15 protein-coding genes are annotated in these 18966 nt (G+C 25.0%); 9 read left to right on the top strand and 6 right to left on the bottom strand.

Translation table 4 applies throughout. From position 1 onward, the window contains the following. The first annotated feature begins 96 nt into the window (after positions 1 to 96). The 7 genes from JXZ93_RS03280 (at position 97) to rsmI (ending at position 9275) form a co-directional block, all read left to right on the top strand. Complete coding sequence (locus JXZ93_RS03280; protein ID WP_205852716.1) at positions 97 to 3645, top strand: hypothetical protein; 3549 nt, start codon at positions 97 to 99, stop codon at positions 3643 to 3645. A gap of 542 nt (positions 3646 to 4187) precedes the next feature. Then, a complete protein-coding gene (gene dnaX, locus JXZ93_RS03275) occupies positions 4188 to 6080 on the top strand; it encodes a DNA polymerase III subunit gamma/tau (protein WP_205852715.1) in 1893 nt (630 codons plus the stop codon). Between the two features lie 30 nt (positions 6081 to 6110). Beyond that, positions 6111 to 6386: a YbaB/EbfC family nucleoid-associated protein gene (locus JXZ93_RS03270; protein WP_308699390.1), complete on the top strand. Its 276-nt coding sequence runs from the start codon at positions 6111 to 6113 to the stop codon at positions 6384 to 6386. Beyond that, positions 6386 to 6967, top strand: a complete 582-nt coding sequence (locus tag JXZ93_RS03265) for a recombination protein RecR (protein ID WP_205852714.1) — start codon at positions 6386 to 6388, stop codon at positions 6965 to 6967. Before JXZ93_RS03270 ends, JXZ93_RS03265 begins: the two co-directional genes overlap by 1 nt. Positions 6968 to 6990: 23 nt before the next feature. Continuing rightward, positions 6991 to 7641 carry a dTMP kinase gene (gene tmk, locus JXZ93_RS03260; protein WP_205852713.1) on the top strand — a complete coding sequence of 217 codons (651 nt, stop codon included), beginning with the start codon at positions 6991 to 6993 and terminating at the stop codon, positions 7639 to 7641. Between the two features lies 1 nt (position 7642). Next, the gene (locus tag JXZ93_RS03255; RefSeq protein ID WP_205852712.1) at positions 7643 to 8578 is read left to right on the top strand and encodes a hypothetical protein; all 936 of its coding nucleotides are present in this window, start codon (positions 7643 to 7645) and stop codon (positions 8576 to 8578) included. After that, on the top strand, positions 8571 to 9275 hold the full coding sequence (rsmI, locus tag JXZ93_RS03250) for a 16S rRNA (cytidine(1402)-2'-O)-methyltransferase (RefSeq protein WP_205852711.1): 705 nt from the start codon (positions 8571 to 8573) through the stop codon (positions 9273 to 9275). Before JXZ93_RS03255 ends, rsmI begins: the two co-directional genes overlap by 8 nt. Before the next feature lie 4 nt (positions 9276 to 9279). On the opposite strand, the gene JXZ93_RS04295 is transcribed toward rsmI, so the two are convergent. From JXZ93_RS04295 to JXZ93_RS03225, 5 genes are all read right to left on the bottom strand, one after another. Further along, entirely contained in the window at positions 9280 to 11154 is a 1875-nt protein-coding gene (locus tag JXZ93_RS04295; RefSeq protein ID WP_205852710.1) for a S41 family peptidase, read from the bottom strand. 1 nt (position 11155) lies between these two features. Beyond that, positions 11156 to 12937: a S41 family peptidase gene (locus JXZ93_RS04290; protein ID WP_205852709.1), complete on the bottom strand. Its 1782-nt coding sequence runs from the start codon at positions 12935 to 12937 to the stop codon at positions 11156 to 11158. Next, on the bottom strand, positions 12930 to 13847 hold the full coding sequence (locus tag JXZ93_RS03235; RefSeq protein ID WP_205852708.1) for an alpha/beta fold hydrolase: 918 nt from the start codon (positions 13845 to 13847) through the stop codon (positions 12930 to 12932). The genes JXZ93_RS04290 and JXZ93_RS03235 overlap by 8 nt, the downstream gene beginning before the upstream one ends. A gap of 2 nt (positions 13848 to 13849) precedes the next feature. Then, the gene (gene lysS, locus JXZ93_RS03230; RefSeq protein WP_205852707.1) at positions 13850 to 15316 is read right to left on the bottom strand and encodes a lysine--tRNA ligase; all 1467 of its coding nucleotides are present in this window, start codon (positions 15314 to 15316) and stop codon (positions 13850 to 13852) included. Between the two features lie 211 nt (positions 15317 to 15527). Next, positions 15528 to 16256, bottom strand: coding sequence for a hypothetical protein (locus tag JXZ93_RS03225; protein ID WP_205852706.1), 729 nt, complete (start codon positions 16254 to 16256; stop codon positions 15528 to 15530). A 62-nt stretch (positions 16257 to 16318) separates the two neighbouring features. Here JXZ93_RS03225 and ftsY point away from each other — a divergent pair, with 62 nt between their 5' ends. Continuing rightward, complete coding sequence (ftsY, locus tag JXZ93_RS03220) at positions 16319 to 17374, top strand: signal recognition particle-docking protein FtsY (protein ID WP_205852705.1); 1056 nt, start codon at positions 16319 to 16321, stop codon at positions 17372 to 17374. Beyond that, positions 17367 to 17582 carry a sigma factor-like helix-turn-helix DNA-binding protein gene (locus JXZ93_RS03215; protein ID WP_205852244.1) on the top strand — a complete coding sequence of 72 codons (216 nt, stop codon included), beginning with the start codon at positions 17367 to 17369 and terminating at the stop codon, positions 17580 to 17582. The genes ftsY and JXZ93_RS03215 overlap by 8 nt, the downstream gene beginning before the upstream one ends. A gap of 26 nt (positions 17583 to 17608) precedes the next feature. Here JXZ93_RS03215 and serS read toward each other — a convergent pair whose 3' ends face one another. Then, complete coding sequence (gene serS, locus JXZ93_RS03210; RefSeq protein WP_205852704.1) at positions 17609 to 18874, bottom strand: serine--tRNA ligase; 1266 nt, start codon at positions 18872 to 18874, stop codon at positions 17609 to 17611. Between the last annotated feature and the right edge of the window lie 92 nt (positions 18875 to 18966).

The raw sequence follows: 18966 nt of genomic DNA, 5'->3' as shown, positions 1-18966 counted from the left end.
TTTTAAATAGTTATTTAGTTTTTATTTTATAAAAAAATATTTATAATTCCTTCAAACAAAAACTAAGAGAAAAATAATAATTCTAGAAAGGAAAATATGAAAAAAACAAAAAAATGATTTATTTTAGGAACACTAATGTTATCTGTTGGTGTATCACCTACTTTAGTATCTTGTTCTGAAAATAAATATGTTAAACATTCGAATTCTAAAATTAAAGAAAAAGACAAAAATAATGAAATCAAGATTAATAATAAAAATAATGTATTAGTTCCGCAAGACAACAAATTAGAAAAAAATAAAATTAATGATTCTATAAACGATTCAAAAAATTCGAATCAAAGTAATTCTATTTCTAAATCGAAAGATAAAAATATAGATAATTCAAATAAAAATGATACTAACAACACTTTATTAAAAATCCAAGACACTAATAAAACACAAACAATTAACGATAACTTAATTATTGAAAATGAAGAGAGCGTCAAGGAAACTCCCAAAGTAATTGATGATGGTAAATCTATTCCTAATATTTATGATGTTGACGTTCAGAATTTAAATTCAAATATTATTAAATTTTCTAACTCAAACAATGATATAAATATAGAACAAACAAACCCTAATTTTTACTCTGGAGAACTAAGAAATATTATAAATTTTTATAAATCTTATGCAGTTACTAAAGATGTTGAATTTGATAACTTAAAATCACACGAAAAACAATTAAAAGGGCAATTTACACAACAAGAAAAAACAATAAAAAATATTGGTGAATTTTCGATGGAATTTAATGATTCTAATAAACAATTGACTTTAAATTTTGAAAACGAAATATCAGTGGATGAAATTGATATTATGATTAAATCTACAAATTATTTAATGCCATTTGCTAAAGTTTTTAAATCTGAAAAATCAGATTCTAAAAAAGTTTTTAAATTTAATTTAAAAACATTACCTAAACACATTAATAATTTTATAGTAACTTCATATTCTACATCAACAGACTCATATTCATTAAATTTTTATCCAAAATATATATTTACAAATAACAATAAAGTAGACAATATAAAAGTGGAAGACTTTAAAGTCTTTAAAGAAAATAATAAACTTTATGGTTCATTAAAAATAAATTTAAATGAATCAAATAAAGAATACTTTGCTCAAAAGACTTTTGCCTTAAGTTTTTCACCAATTTTAAAAAATAGTAATGAAACATTCAAAAGAAAAAAACTATTTCCGTCGAGAACTATTTATATAAGAATTTCTGAATTAGATAAGTTTGAGTTGAATAAGTTGTTTAAAAACGTTGAATATAAACTAGACAACATTAAAATATTAGAAGGTGATTCTAAAGTAGAAAGTTTTATAAAGATAAATATCGATAAAATAAAGGACAATAGTTTTTCGGATAATTCTAAAATAGCTAATTATAATGATAATTATTTTGTAGAAAGAATTAATTTAATTAGTAAAAATAAAGTTGATTATACATATAAAAATGATGAAGAATTGTCTAAATTGGTAGATTCTCAATTAGATACATATTTTAATTTTACATTCGAAAATAGTTTTGATAGATACGATTATAACTACGAAAGGCAAAATTTAAATATTATAAAAAATAATGAAATTTATAAACTGGTTCCTTTTTTAGGCAAAGATTATATAAGAAATAATTATTTTAAAATAAGTGAAAATAATACAAAAGCAATTTTGGAAAAAGATTTATCCTTATATGAATTTAAAGAATTGGATCCTAGTAAAATTATTGTTACCTTTGCATTTGAATTTGATCCTTATCAAACTAATCCGAGACATTTTTCAGAAGTTCAAAAGGCAAGGTCGATCATTAAAATGTCATATCCTTTGTCTAAATTGACTAATTATACAAAAATAACAAATCCACACTTAGATATAACTTATATTAATGAAAATAAAGATGTATCTAAAAGTGTTTTAAATTATATTCATAAAAACTTTAATTTTACGCTTGATATTAATAGAAAAATAAATACAAGCAATACCACTAACAACCTAAATTTAAAATTAACAATATCTTCAAAAAATAATTTTAACTATCAAGCAAAGATATATGAAATAGCTTCGCAACATAATGACGATCCAAAAGAGTCGGCTTTTATTGGTAATAATTATTTTTTTATACACCGTTTTCAAAGACAAAATGATAATATAAGCAATTACATAAGTTATGCTCCTAAAAAAATTGATAAATTATCAAACAACACTATAACAAAAGCAAATTTAAATAATAGTTATTATCCGAATATTGATTTTAAAATCAAAAATACAAATCCAGAAAAATTCGCCACTAGATTAACTAAAGAAGATAATTCTATTGGAGCAAATAATATTCGTTCGCGAGCCTTTGCGTTAGGGAGTGACGGAGGTGGTAGTTGAAGTGTTATCGGAAAGACTAATAACAAGGATCATCGTTATTATGTGATGACTAATTCGCATGTTACGGCACCTATTATAGCCGATGAAATGAATAATTTTATTAATAATTTATTTAAATTCTCTTATTATAGAAATCGAGGATTTGATAGTATATTAGTACCGACTATTTTATCGAAAAGTGAAATTGAACAAAATCCGCAAAAACCTTATTTTACTCAAGAAGCAATTTATGGATTGGACGAAAAAAACGGATTAAATAGACTGTGGTTTAGCAATCAAAAGTTTAAAAGAGATGATTATTTAGGTGCTTCTAATATTGAAAATTTATATGTTTTTGACAAGAATAAAGAGCAAGCAAGATTTTATGATGAAATTTTAGGCAGGGTTAAAATTCCTGCAGATGAACAAATTTCTTTTAAAATGATAAAGGATTATAGAATAAAAGATGAAAAAGGACGTAATGGTAAAAAAATAAATGAGAAATTATACTATTTACACGGCGAGCAACTTGATGATGAAGGAAACATTTTACTAAATAACGATGAAAATAATAATATGGATTTTAGTATTGCAGAAATAGACTTTAGTTTCTTTTTCAACCATTTTGAAAATCAAAAAGGAAAAGAAAATTATATATTTGATGGTTATACACTCAAAAAAAATGAAAAAGCAGTAGTTGATTTTATTTTAAATTTAGATAACTTAAAACCTTTAAAAATAAGTAATGAAGTATATCATTATAACGATTATTCATCATTAAATTGATATTTAGGATCATTTCCAATGGAGAATTCAGCCAATAGCGCATCGTATGGTAGAACACGTCGTTATAGAGAGTACTTAATTACAAATATACCAGAAGCTACTCATTATAGTTCTCCTGTTACTTGAGGAAATTATTTTGCACGTGTATTTAATTTAAAACAAAACTCTGTTGACTTAGAAGCCGGTTCATCCGGAACTGGAGTTTTTGATGTAAAAGGTGATTTGGTTGGTGTAATAAATTCTGGTTCTAGTTTGGAACCAGGATTAAGTGTTAACGATAGATTTATAACATTTTTAATGTTTGATACTCAAAAAATTTCCTTTTTTGGCGATGTTAGAAATTTAAATAATCCTAATTCCTTTGTTGCGGAAACTAAGAAATTAGCATATCTATATCCAGACTTATATGATGATATTTATGAAGATATTAGTTATTTGGACGAAAATAAAAATACTAAATCTTAATTTCGTAAAATATTTAGTGAAGATTTTGTAATTTAATCTCAGATATTAAAATGCTTTCAGTTGTTATCTTTGTGATTTCTAGTTTTAAAATAATTAATCTTTAATACTTTTATTAATACTTTTTTGGTAATTTCTTAAAACATGTTCTATCAGATTCTTCAAAGGTGACAGTCGACTTACTTAGATTAGAAACGATAGTAAAGGCACCTATTAATTTTTGTTTTAAAAAAATAATTTTTAATGTAAAATTTTTATATTACACAAAAAGTAAAATAAAACCCGATGAAAGGATTGAATTATGAGAAAAGTTGTTAGATTAAAAAACAAACTTCGTGCTGAAAAAAGAGCTAAAAAATTATCAAAAGAGCGTGCAAGAGATTTAAGAAGACAAGAAAAATCACAAGCTGCATAGTCCTTTAAATCATTTTAATAATATTATAGATAAGGTGATTACCTTATTTTTATATTCAATTTTTATTTAATAAAACATATTATTATATAATTAATATTATTAAAATATTAATTTTAATTAATGGAGGTATATGAGTTACAAAGCACTTTATAGAAAATATAGACCAACAAAATTTGATGAAGTTGTTGGACAAGATTTTGTGGTTGAAACATTAAAAAATATTTTACAGAGTCGTAAAGTAAGTCATGCCTATTTGTTTTCAGGACCCAAAGGCACAGGTAAGACATCTGTTGCAAAAATATTTGCGTCTATTCTAAATTGTTCTCATAGTAATGATTTAACTAAAGCTTGTGAAATATGTCTAGAAAATTCTCAAAACAACTTAGATATAATTGAAATGGATGCTGCTTCTAATAATGGTGTTGATTCGATTAGAGAGTTAAAACAAAAAGTTGAGCAAAGCCCTATTAATAGCCCTTTTAAAGTATATATAATAGACGAGGTTCATATGTTATCTAATACTGCATTTAATGCATTATTAAAAACTCTTGAAGAGCCTCCTAAGCACGTTATTTTTATTTTAGCTACAACAGACCCGCAAAAAATACCTTTAACAATACTTTCTAGAGTTCAGAGATTTAATTTTAGAAGAATGACAGAAAATGATATCGTAAAACATTTACAATTAATTTTGGATAAAGAACTGGTTACATATGAAATGAGTGCTTTAAGAACAATTGCTTCTTTAGCTACAGGCGGCATGAGAGATGCTCTTTCTATTGCGGATCAATGTAGTTCATTTAATAATAAAACAATTTATGAAAAAGATATTTTTAATAATTACGGAATTATTTCAAATAAAACAGGTATTAAAATAATTAATTTAATTAGTTCTAAAAGTATCCACGAATTGATTAGTTTTTTAAATGAACTTAATAAATCCGGGGTTAATATTAATCAATTAGTTATTAGACTTTTAAATATAACTAAAGAATGACTTTTAATTTCTCAAACAAATAATGCTTCATTATTATCTTATTTGAGCATTGAAGAAGTTCATGAATTAAATCTAAATGTACGTTCAGCTTTACGATTGACTAAAGCTTTTTATGATATTTTTACCAAAGTTGCTAAAAGTGAAATTCCATTTGAAATATTGCAACTTGGATTGATAAATGCGATCGATTTAAATGAAAATGCAAATGTTGCAATAAATCCAATTAATGTGGCTAAAATAAAAACCGAAGAAAAAGAAGAACAAAAGAAACATATTGCTCCAAAAGAAGTTTTTAAGAAAAATAGTCAAACTATATTTGCAAACGATAATTCAGATTATTATAATCCTAATATTTTCAAATCTAAAGCAAATAAAAACATAATTAAGTCAGAAGAAATCGAATCAGTAGTTTCAGATTTAGAGCAAAAAACAAGGGAAATTATGTTGAATACCGAGAGGTCTATAAATAAATTAGATGATAATATTACGAATTATAATGACATGCAAAATAATTTGTTAAATAATAATTTATCAAATACTTCTGAGAATATGTTTATTGATACTCATCAAATTAATTTAGACAAAGAAAATAACGATGAAGATGATTTAATAAAAATAACAAAATTAGTACTTTTAGTTAAAAAACAAAAAATACATTTAAATAAAACTAAAGAATACCAATATAAAATAAAAGACTACATTGAAAATCAAAATTATAAAGATGATTTTTTCGATGTAGTAAAGCAATTAGAAAATCTTAAAATTATTTTAGGTACACCTAATGCAATTGTTTTTTCAGCACCTTCAAATAAAGTTGTTGGTTTAAATAAGCAAAAACTTAGTTATTCTTTTCAAACGTTTATAGATTTTGTTTTTAAAGAGGGATATAAACATTTATTTTTCATAGATTCAGAAGGTATGGAGAAAGTTAAGGAAATGTTTATGAAAGAATATAAATTTAAAATTAATGAATTAAAAAACAATGACGATTTACCAAAAGTAACTTTAATAGAACCAAAAAAATAAAAATAAGAGGTATATAAAATGAATCCAGAAATGATCAAAAGACTAAAAAAAATACAAAAAGATTTCGAAGATACTCAAAAGAAATTTAAAGAAAAAGAATTTACACTTGAAAAACAAGGTATTGAATTAGTAGCAACAGGTGATTATGAACTAAAAAAAATAAATATTAATGAAGCACTAATCGATCCAGATGACAAAGAATTATTAGAAGACTTATTACTTGTAGCAATTAATGAATTGTTCGAAAATATTCAAACAGAAGAAGAAAAAAACGCTCCTTCACTACCTGGTGGGCTTCCATTTTAATGTTTGATTCCGAAATTATCGAAGAATTTATTAAGAAAATTACAAAATTACCAAATATAAGTAAAAAAACTGCAGAAAAAATAGTATATTGAATTTTTGAACAAGATTATCAAACTGTAGGTTTACTTGCAAATTCTTTTAAGATAATAAAAGAAAAAATTATTTTATGCGAATTTTGTTCTAGACCAAAAGAGGGAGCAGAATGTATCATTTGTAATGATCCAAATAGAGAAAATACTCTTTTGGTTATTGAAAATTTGCAAATATTGGACAAAATTGAAAAAGGTGAATTTTACAAAGGAAAATATTTTGTTTTCAATAAAAAATTAAATACTCAAAATGAAATAAATGAAAATAGCGATCTTATAGCTAAATTAATTAATCATTCTAAAAACTTTAACGAAGTGATTTTAGGTATTTCCCCAAATTTAGAAGGAGAAATAGTTAGCACTGTCTTAAAGGGTTTTTTAGAATCCAACAACATCAATGTTACACAAATAGCAATAGGAATACCAATTGGTGCATCGGTTGATTATATTGATCAAGGCACTCTTAATTTTTCACTTAAAAATCGTAAATAATAAAATAGAAAAGAGAATTAAATATGTTTATAACTTTTGAAGGACTTGACGGTAGCGGAAAAACTACAATTTTATCAAAACTAATCACATTAATAAAGGATAGATTTCCAAGTATTGATTTTTTAGTAACAAGAGAACCGGGGGGGAAGGATTTAAAAGAAGCAGAAAGAATTAGAGAAATAATATTAGATAGTTCAAGTGATTTATCACCTGTAGCGGAAGCTATGTTATATTCTACAAGTAGAAGAATACATTTAGAAAAAGTTATTTGACCTGCATTAAAAAATAAAAGACTTGTTTTTTGTGATAGATACATAGATAGTTTTTACGCATATCAAGGTTTTGCAAGAGAATTAGGTTATAAATTTGTTAAAGATCTTACAAATTTAATTATTGATAATGCTATTCCAGATTTAACAATTTTTTTAGATATTACTCCTGAAAAAAGTAAAGAAAGAAGATCTAAAACAAGACTTGTAGAAGACCGTTTAGAATTAGAAAATATAGATTTTCATAAAAAAGTATATCTAGGTTATAAACAAATTATTAATGAAGACCCTAAACGTTTTATAGTTGTTGACGCTTCCGGAACATTAGAAGATGTTACTAATGAAATATTTAATCTCTTAATTAAAAATGAAAAATTTATTAATTATTTAAAGAAAGGCAATTAAAATGAATGATAAAAATTTTGATTACCTTAAAGAAGCTGTAAAAAATAATCAAACATCACATTTATATTTATTAAATTTGCAAAATCAATTTAATGATGATTTTGTTATTTTTAATATTATCAATATTTTGAGTGAAAATAATAATGAATTTACAAATGATATTGATTTTAATAATTTATATTCTAACGTTTTTTATTTGGACGGAAGTTCAAAAAGCATAACTAAAGAAGAATATCAAAATACTTTTTATAATATGACTTTTGCAAGTGTAGAAAAGAAAAAAATACTTGTAGTTAAAAATGTTGATAATAGTTCAATTAATGCACTAAATTCAATATTAAAATTTATAGAAGAACCTGTAGATGATATTTTTATTATTTTAACAACAAAAAATTTAAACTTAGTTTTACCAACAATAAAGTCTAGATCTCAAATATTAAATTTTCATACATCCGACATCATTACTTTAGATTGAATTAATAAAATATATGGTAATAACGATTTTAATCCTATTTTTATTACTTTATTCAAAAATAATTATCATATGCTTACTAAAGTAATGGAATCAAAGGAAAAGTATATAAAAATTTATAACGATATTGTTACGTTGTTTATTAAGAGTTTAACGACAAATATGAGCTATTTCTATAAATTATTTATATTACTAGATGAGTTGCTAATAAAAACGGAATCAGAACAAAATATTTTTGTTATTAATTTATTATTAAATTTAATTATGTCAACTTCTTCTTTTATCGAATCAGATAATAAATATATGAAAAAGATTAAAGATTCAAATATTCTTGTTCTTGAAAAAAATAGAAATTTATTGAAATTTATAGAAGAAATATCTAGTTTTTTAGAAAATTTACCAATTTCAGATTTTAATTTGCAAAAAACGATATTTTTAATTAAATTAGAAGGGTTGTATGAGTAAAATATACATTGTAGGAACACCAATAGGAAATCTTAAAGATATAACTTTAAGAGCAATAGAAACGTTACAAAATGTTGATATTATTGCTTGCGAAGATACCAGGGTTACATTTAAACTATTAAGCAAGTTAAATATATTAGGAAAAAAATTAATAACTTATAATGCACATACAGAATCTAATTCAGCTAAAGGTATTATTAAATTAGTTGAAGGCGGACAAAATGTTGCGTTAGTATCTGATGCAGGTATGCCTGTCGTTTCAGACCCTGGTTTCGACTTAATAAAATTAGCTAGAGAAAAGAATATAGATTTGGAAATTATTCCCGGAGTTAGCGCTGTAATAACTGCCTTTGCAGGTTCATCTTTTTCAAATAATTTTACTTTTTATGGCTTTATAAAAGATAAAACTATTCAAAGAGTTCATGAATTAGAAAAATTGACTGTGGGTACTTATATTTATTTTGTATCTCCTCATAAATTATTAAAAACACTTGAAGATATTGATAGTGTTTTTAAAGGCTTAGAGCAATTATGCTTAACTAAAGAATTAACAAAAATATATGAGACTTGAGATTTCGGAACAGCAAGTGAATTATTATCTAAATATCAAGAACTAGATAGCATAAAGGGTGAATTTACTTTAGTTTTAAATATCCCTAAAGTCAAGAGGGAAAAAGTTAATAAGTATAAAAAATAGCAACTTAATTGCTATTTTTTTCTGTTTCTTTGGATAAAATTTCTTGAATTTTAGTTTCATTATAGAAATCATCATAAGATATTTCTATATCAGGAGTAACTCCATCTTCTATTGACAAACCATTTTTATCAACGCTTCCGTCTGGAGAACTTATTGTTAATGTTGTACCATCAGGTAAAACAAACGGCATAATTGAATATGTACCACCGCTGCTCTTTTGACCAATTATTGTTGCTAATTTATGATCTTTAGCATATTGTGCTAAGTAGTTTGCCGCACTAAATGTAACGGGACTTGTCATTACATATCATTTATAACTAGTTTCTGCATCTTGGTCATCGAAATTACCGTTTGTATTTGCATCAACTTTTATTTTTTGGACATATTGTTTCCCGGTCTGGCTGTTTTCTTTTCTGTGTTTTATATCTTCATTTGTCATTAGTCCAAGAATTTTTTCTGCTTGAATTATTTCTCCACCTCTATTTGAAGAAAGGTCTAAAACTATTTTTTTAATTTCTCCGTTTTTCTTAATTGTATTGTTAATAATATATTTAATACGCGCGAAAGTATCTATAATTCTGCTATAGCTTGTTTGTGGTATTGCTTGTGGATTTTCATCGCCAATAACAAAATCATTTATTTTAATTATGGCTAAGTCCTTGTGTGTTAATGCATAAGGAACACTAAACGAATCTAATTGATCTAATGTTGGATTTTGGCCTTCTTGTGGATGGTTTTTAAGTAATATCGCTCTTAATTTTTGCATATTTGTATTAATATCATTTATTTTAGTTCCTTCTGTGCTTGTACGATTTAACTCAGGGGTATTTTGTGTTATATAATATGAAAAATCTACAAATTGTGAGTGAGGATCATTTAATACATTTGAAAAAATATTAATATATTCTTCTAAATATTGGTTGGGCGCCAAACTTAATAATTTTTCTTTATTTATTGTGGATAGGTTTTTAAAACCGCCTTTAACTTTATTTTTAAATCCATAAAAATTATCCATTACAAATGCAAAAAAGTTTAAGTTATATTCTCTATCTTTTTTTGTTTCTCCAGATCTTCTTGTTTCTTGAAATAATTTTCTGCTTTCAGGAGTATATACAGGAAGAAAAGGTGTTGATGCGAAGATTTTAGTACCTGTAATATAGAAAAGAATTCTATTTTTAGAACCAAATAATAAGTTTAAAACATCAAAAGGAATATAAAGTTTATCATTATCGTAATGTAATTTCATTCCGTAATTTGATAAATTAAGTTTTATTATTGGATTGCCTTGTTTAATTATTTCGTCTTCTAGGTTTTTAAAGTGTTTACTGTATGTTGAATCTTGAGATTCTGTTGTTTCTTTAAAAGCGTTAAAAACTCATTCTGAATTATATTCGATTGTATTGTCTTTGTAATTAAACTTTAAATAAGGATTTACACCATCTTTTGTTTCTTCATTGTATGGCTTAAAAGTTCATTCAAAACTTTCGGGATTTTTAGTTGCTATATATTTGGTTTTATCAACCAAACCGTCAATCATATTAATAAATTCATTAATTTCTAAATAGTCAACAGCCTGACTTGTTAAAACTTTTAAAGATATATTTTCTTTGAAAGATAATGATTGTTTTGGTATTAAACTCTCGAATGTAACTTGACGTTCATTATATTGTTCAGGTTCTTTTATTGTTGGTTTAGTTACTATAGCTTCACTACTGCTTGTACTATCATTTGAATTTACAACACTAGAGTTATTATTTTTACTTTGATCGTTTATTTTATCAGTGTTTTTATTTTCGTTACTACTACATGCTATAGAAAGTGGAACTAAAGCAGTTAAACTTCCTAATCCTAAAAATATTTTTTTTAAATTTGTTTTCATTTTACCTTCTTTTTTGATTATGTATTATTTTATCAATTTTTTCTGGATTATAATAATCTTCATAATTTATTCTTAAATCAACTTCTGCGCCGTCTTCAACAAAAGTTTGGTCTTTAAATGTAAATCCATCATTTGAGCTAATTCCTAACGTTGTACCATCAGGTAAAACAAATGGAAATACTGAGAATGTGCCTCCAGAACTTCTATTTCCAATTATTTTAGCGATATTATTATCTTTTGCGTAGGTAGCCATAAAATTAGCGGCACTAAATGTAATTGGACTAGTCATTATATATCAATTATATTCTGTGAATGCATCATCATCATTATAATCACCATCATCATCGGCATCAATTTTAAATTCACTATACGAAAAATTATTGGTAATTGTATCAAATTGATATTGTCTAATATTTTCGTTAGTCATCATACCTAAAAGCTTTTCGGCTTGGACAACATGTCCTCCGGTATTAGTAGATAAATCTAACACGATATTTTTAACGTCTTTATAATCTTTTTGTATTTTTTTAATGCTATTTAAAACTCTATAAAAAGTATCATATTCATATGCTTTTTCTTTATTATTCTTAATCATCTCTTCACTTGCGACAACAAAATTATTAACTTTAATTATAGCTAAGTCATTACTATGAATTATATTAATTTCATTTCTCTTGTCTTTTTGATAAATTTCATTATCTATATTTTGGAGTGTTCGATCTAATATCTTGTAATATTTATAAATATTGTAGGTTTTATTATTGTTTTTTTCTTCTTCGCTTAAATCGGTAAAATTAATAGAAGGCTTTAAGTCCTTAATAGTTGAAAAGATTTGTGCATGTGGATCATTTAAGTCAATAGTAAACAATTTAGCATATTCGCTTAAGTAATCATTAGGGTTTGTGCTAGTTAAATTATTTAAGTTATTTTTTGTGTATGTTTTAAATCCATTTGGCATTTTTAAATCTTTAAATCCGTAAAAATAGTCAAAAACTAAGGCCATAAAATTGTAATTAATTGTTCTAGTTTTTTTGGTCTCTTCTAAATATCTATTCTCATTATTTAATAAAGTATTAGGAGTTTGGTTATCATTTAAGCTATTAGGTAAAAAGTTTCCTACCAATAATTCTTTCCCAAGATATAAATTATAGTAGTTGTTAGATCCAAAAAGTAAATTTAAAATATCAAAAGGAACCAATAAATCGTTTTTATATTTAAATAAGTTGAAACCATAATCCCTTAATTTAATTTTCATTATTTTATTGCCTTTTTTAACGATTTCAGACTTAACAAATTTTATATTTTTATTATATTTAGTTCCACTGTCTACGCCGTTAATTGAAGCGGTAAAAACGGAGTTATCATTAAATTCAATAAAACCATCTTTGAAATTAAATTTAACGAAAGGATAATCTTTTTCCGATTTTCCGTACGGAGTAAAAAGTCAGTAATCGTCCGTTTTTTCCAAATTTGATAAATATACATCAGTATAAATTAAGCCATTAATTAATTTTAAAAAATCTTCTATGTTAGCATATTCTATATCTTCAATATTAATAATACTTATTTTAGTGTTATCAATTATTTTAAATTGACCTTCTTTAAAATTTTTAAATTTAACTTGATGAGCAAAATATGTATCGTTGTTTATTTCTATTTTTTCGTAAACGTTAAAATTATATTTTTTGTCAATAGGAGAAACATAAAAAGAACAGCTTGTTACCGCTGTTATTGAAGTTGTTGTAAAAATCGATGATAATATTCTTTTTATAATTTTAGTCATGTCTATTTATTTCTTTAATTATTTTATATATGTCATTAAAAACAATTTCTTTTTCAACATCATGAATAATATTGTGTCTTGAATTTTTATAAATTTTATAATTTAAATTTTGTAAACCTAGTTTAACAAGGTTTAAATATAGTTTTTTAGGAGCTTTACCGAATAATCCAATTGAATCATTTTTACCAGCTAAAATTGAAACAGGAATACTTTTATTAATATTTTTTAATATTTTCAAATCATACGCATTTTTTGAAAATTGAATTAGTGCATATGTTAAATGCAAAGAAGGAAAATTCATTTTTTTAAACTTACTATTCAAAATATAGCTTTCATAGTATGTTTTATCACTTGAAAGTCATTCAAATTCATTTGATGGATTTTTTATTTTTCTATTTAATCTTTTTTCTATAAATTTTTTAAATCCTGTGTATTTAAAATCTTTTCCATATTTTTTTTCAAGATATTTAATTATTCTTATTCCTACTAAACCTTGTATGTTGCTATAATACGGAAAACCAATTAAAAATAATCCATTGATATTCTCACTGTTTTTTGTGGCAAACAATAGTGAGATTAAGGAACCCATTGAGTGTCCAAAAAGATAAATTGGCAGTTCTGGATATTTCTTTTTAATTAATATATTTAGTGTTTTTACACTATTTATTAATTCGTTAATATCTTCGGGTATAATACCTAATTGAGCATCAACGTCTATAGTATTTCCGTGTCCGTAATTATCGTTTCCAACTACTATATAGCCTTTTGAATTAAAAAACTCTGCAAAATCTTCATATCTATCAATTTGATCTCCCAATCCATGTACAAATTGAATTATTCCTTTCGGATTCTCTACTTTTCATTCAGATACATATATATTATTTTCACCATAAAATGATTTACTTCTCATTTTTATTTTCTACTTTTCATTGTTGGGAATAATAAAACATCTCTAATAGATTCTTTTTCGGTTAATAACATGGTTAAACGGTCAATCCCAATTCCGCAACCACCAGCAGGTGGCATACCATATAGCAATGAATCAACAAAATCTCAATCTATGTCACTAGCTTCGTCATTACCATTATTTTTTTCGTCTAATTGATCTTTGAAACGTTGGAGTTGATCAATTGGGTCAGAAAGTTCGGTGTACATATTTGCATACTCTTTAGTGTTAATAAAAAGTTCAGCACGTTCAGTAAATCTTGGATCTTTGCTCTTTGCAGTAAGTGGAGAAATTTCAATTGGGTGACCAAAAACAAAAGTAGGTTGTATTAAAGTTTTTTCAATTAGTTCTTCGAATAATTCGTTAATAATATGACCTAATTTAAAGTATTTTTGAACTTTTATTCCGTGTTTTTTAGCCACTTCAATTGCTTCGTCAATAGTAATTTCTCTAAAGTTTACATTTGTTGCATTTGAAACTGCATCTACCATGTTGATTCTATTAAAAGGTTTTGTTAAATCTATTTCTACACCTTTGTTATTTACTTTTTGTATATCCAATTTAGTTGCTAATCTCTTGATTAACGTTTCAGTTCTGTCCATCATTCCTTCTAAATTAGAATATGCTTCATAAAATTCAATAGAAGTAAATTCAGGATTGTGTGTTGTATCTATTCCTTCGTTTCTAAAAATTCTACCAATTTCATAAACTCTGTCAATCCCGCCAACTAATAATTTTTTTAATGGAATTTCAGTGGCAATTCTTAAGACAAACTCTTGGTCTAAAGCGTTATGGTGAGTCTTAAATGGTTTGGCTGATGCACCAGAAAGATAATCATGTAAAAATGGAGTTTCAACTTCCATGTATTCTAACTCATCAAAAAACTTTCTAATTTCTGAAATTATTTTAGTTCTTTTTCAAAATACATCTTTAACTTCATCGTTAACTATTAAATCAACATATCTTTTTCTATATCTTTCTTCAATATCGGTTAGACCGTGATATTTATCTGGTAATTGTTTTAATGATTTTGTTAGTAATTTAATTGTTTTAACTTTAATTGAAACTGCACCAGTGTTGGTTTTAATAACTGTACCATTTGCATACATTATGTCACCTAAATCTGCTAGTTCAACTACTTTTTTATACTCTTCTTCTGCTGTCTTAGAATTAAAGTATAGTTGAATTTTTGAGTGATAATCCTTCAAGACTATAAAAGGTCCTCTCATAGCGACTATTCTACCTGCGACATTTACTTCATTATTTTGTTCTTCTAGTTCTACTTTCGAAAATGAGTTAAATTTATTTTCTATTTCATCTGAATAAGTTATTTTTTCTAATTTATCAGCATTTTCGAATGCGTTAACATTTATTTTTTTGTATTCATCCAGTTTATTTCTTCTAATTTGTTCTTGTTCTGTTAATTTTTCCATTTTAAGACTCCTTAAATATATGACTACATTATGCTTTAAGCATTATTTTTTTATAGTAGTTTTTAGTTATTTTTTAACTGTACTCTTTAAATAATTAAATTATATAATATTATAATTATTTATTTAACAAATAATATTAACGTTCTTTAGTGTTTATTAAATTAAAAAAATAAGTATTATTTTTTTATAAATACTTATTCCTAATTTTGTTTTATGCAACTTTTTCAATAGTTTTTTCTATATCTTTTTTATTTATTAATTTTGGGTAAATATTATTCACAATATCTATTGCGCTTAACATCAAAGCTATCGATAGTTGGTTTATGTCATCATCATTTTGGGGATTTGTTTTAATTTTTTTAGGTCCCCTAAGTGCAAAGTTAATTGATTTTTTTATCAAACTTTTAATTAACATATGTTTACTTATTCTTCTCCAAATGAAAGTTTGATATATCACGTCTTTAAATCTAATTTCTTGGTCTGAAATTTTTTTTCTTCTTGATTTTATCAATATATATGATCTATCAACACTATAATCTTGAAGTTTTTTTATGTCAAAATTTTCAACTTCATCTTTAGTTATATTAGTATTTACTTTTGTTATTATCACATAATACAAATTTAATAAAGAAGTAGGCAAATATAACACTATAAACGTAATTAAAGCAAGATTATATGGTTCTCAAATCAATAAAGTATTTTTTTGATTATTGTCATTTTTAATTATAGATAAATTTCCGGTCATGACGAAAGAAAACATAATTATCGCAAATGATGTTACAGTAGCTAAAATTAAAAAGTTATTTAAAAATCATTTTTTTACAAATTTGTAAATTATGCCATTATCATAATATTTCTTAATTTTAAAGACATCAAATAAAAATTTAATTGATATTATTACGGTAAGTGCTATTAACACTAAAAAAGTATTTTGTGTCATTATTAACTCCTTAAATAATTAAATTATATATTATTATATTAATAATTTAGTAAAATACTATTATGGGATTTTTTAAAAATATAGTTAATAAAATTTTCAAAAAAGAAGATAAAAAAGATGCTAGTTTAATTGAAAAGGAACTAGAAGATAAAAAAGAAAAAGAAATAATAAATAGTAGTAAATTTCAAAAATATGAAACTGGTTTAAATAATAGTTCAACTTTTGGTAAAAAGCTGTTAGAAATACAAAATAGATATGTAAAAGTCGATGAAGATTTTTTAGAGGAATTAGAAGAACTTTTAATTATGTCTGATATTAGTTTACCTTTGGTCGATATTATGATTCAAAAAATAAAACAAGAAATTAAGATTAATCAAATTACTGACCCAAAATTAATTGGCGAAATTGTGGCTGATCAAATGTTTGTTATTTATACAAATAACTCCGTTACAAATACAAACTTAAATTTTGAAGATGATAGATTAAATGTTTTTATTTTTGTAGGTGTTAATGGTTCAGGTAAAACTACGTCGATTGCTAAACTTGCGAATAAATATAAAAATGAAGGTAAAAAAGTTCTAATAGCTGCTGGTGATACATTTAGGGCAGGCGCTGTTAATCAATTAGGAATTTGAGCCGAAAAAATTGGTATTGATATTGTTAAGCCTGATAAAGAAGGTGCTGATCCTACTTCTGTTGTTTATAAAGCCTTAGAAAAAGCTAAAGAAGGTAGTTATGATTTATTGATCATCGATACCGCAGGAAGATTACAAAACAAAGTTAATTTGATGAATGAATTAGGTAAAATGGTAAATATTATTCAACGTTTTGAGCCTAGTGCGCCGCACGAATCATTATTAGTTTTAGATGCTACAACGGGTCAAAATGCCTTATCACAAGCAAAAAACTTTAAAGATATCGCCAATTTAACGGGTATTATTTTAACCAAAATGGACGGCACTTCAAAAGGTGGTATTGTGCTATCAATTAAGGATGAATTCAATCTTGATGTTAAGTACGTTGGTTTAGGTGAAAAGCTAGATGATTTACAAGAATTTGATTTAGAATTATTTATTTATCAAATGACAAAAGATTTAATTGTTGAGAAAAATGAGTAAGAAATCTATAGAAAATTTACAAAAATATACTATTTTATATGAAAAATATAAAGGTGCATTAACACAAAATCAACAACAAGCTTTTGAATTGTATTTTTATAATGATTTATCTTATGCGGAAGTTGCTCAAATATTAGCGACAACGCGTTCCGCCGCTTATGATTCGGTAACTAAAGCGATAAAAAAACTTGAAAAATTTGAAGAATAAAAAACTAGAACTGTTTTCTAGTTTTTTTATTTAATTAAATCTATACCCATAAATGGAACTAAAACTTTTGGAACAGTAACTGTACCATCATTGTTTTGATATATTTCTAAAATTGCAGCAACAACTCTATCAATTGCTAAGCCAGACCCATTCATTGTATGAGCATACTCTGTTTTACCTTCTTTATTTCTGAATCTAATCATTGCTCTACGTGCTTGAAAATCACCCATATAACTTACGCTCGAAACTTCTCTAAATTTTTCTTCAGAAGGTAATCATAATTCTAGGTCAATTGTTGTTCTTGCTGAAAATCCCATATCACCTGTACATAATTGTAAAACTCTATATGGGATTTCTAGTTTTTCAAGTACGTCTTTAGCATCTTCAACCATATTTAAATATTCATCATATGCAGTTTTTGAATTAGTAACTTTTACTAATTCCACTTTTTTAAATTGATGCTGTCTTAAAATACCTTTTGTATCTTTTCCGGAACTACCAGCTTCCGATCTGAAACATTCTGTATATGCTGTTGCTTTAAAAGGGTTTTCTAAGTCTATAACTTCGTTATTATAAATGTTTGTTAATGTTACTTCAGCAGTAGGAATTAAATAATCGTTTGAACCTTCTAATTTATATAAATCTTCTTTAAATTTTGGTAATTGTCCTGTACCAAATAAAATATTGTCTTTAACTATTACCGGGGTACTAAATTCATTGTATCCTTTTGTTGCATGTAAATTTAACATAAATGAGATAAGAGCTCTAGTTAATCTTGAACCTGCGTTTTTATAAATAACATATCTTGAACCGGATAATTTGACTGCTCTTTCAATATCTATAATATCAAGATTTTTAGCAATTTCATAGTGAGGTAAAACACCTTTAACCAATCCTCTCCCAATTTTGTCTTTAACTTCTAATACAACATTGTCATTTTCATCTAAACCGACAGGAACCGATTCTAAAGGTAAATTAGGAATTTTTGATAATAAGTCATTAATTTCAGTATTTAATTGATCAGCAATTTTACTTAACTCTTCTTCTTCTTTTTTAACTTGTGAAATTTTTTCTTTTAACTGTCTTATTGCTTCAGGATTATTTTTAAGTGTGCCAAATTCTTTAGATAATTTAGCTAGCTCTGCTTTTTTATTTTGTGCAATAAACATTTTTGAACCACGATCTTCTGATATGGAAATTAACTTGTCAAAAATTTCAATATCAAAACCTCTATTTTTAAGTCCTTTGCGAACCATTTCTATATTTTTTTGAATAAACTTTAAGTCTAACATATAACCTCAATTTCTTTATAAATTATACTATAATGTTATTTAAAATTATTTCGTTTTTTATTAAAATAATAAAAAAATATGCATTTTAGAAC

It is taken from the genome of Mycoplasma sp. CSL10166 (assembly GCF_017116885.1).
Lineage (GTDB): Bacteria > Bacillota_I > Bacilli_A > Mycoplasmatales > Metamycoplasmataceae > Mycoplasmopsis.
The sequence above is the reverse complement of the archived record's forward strand: the minus strand, read 5'-3'. Positions and strand labels throughout refer to the sequence as shown.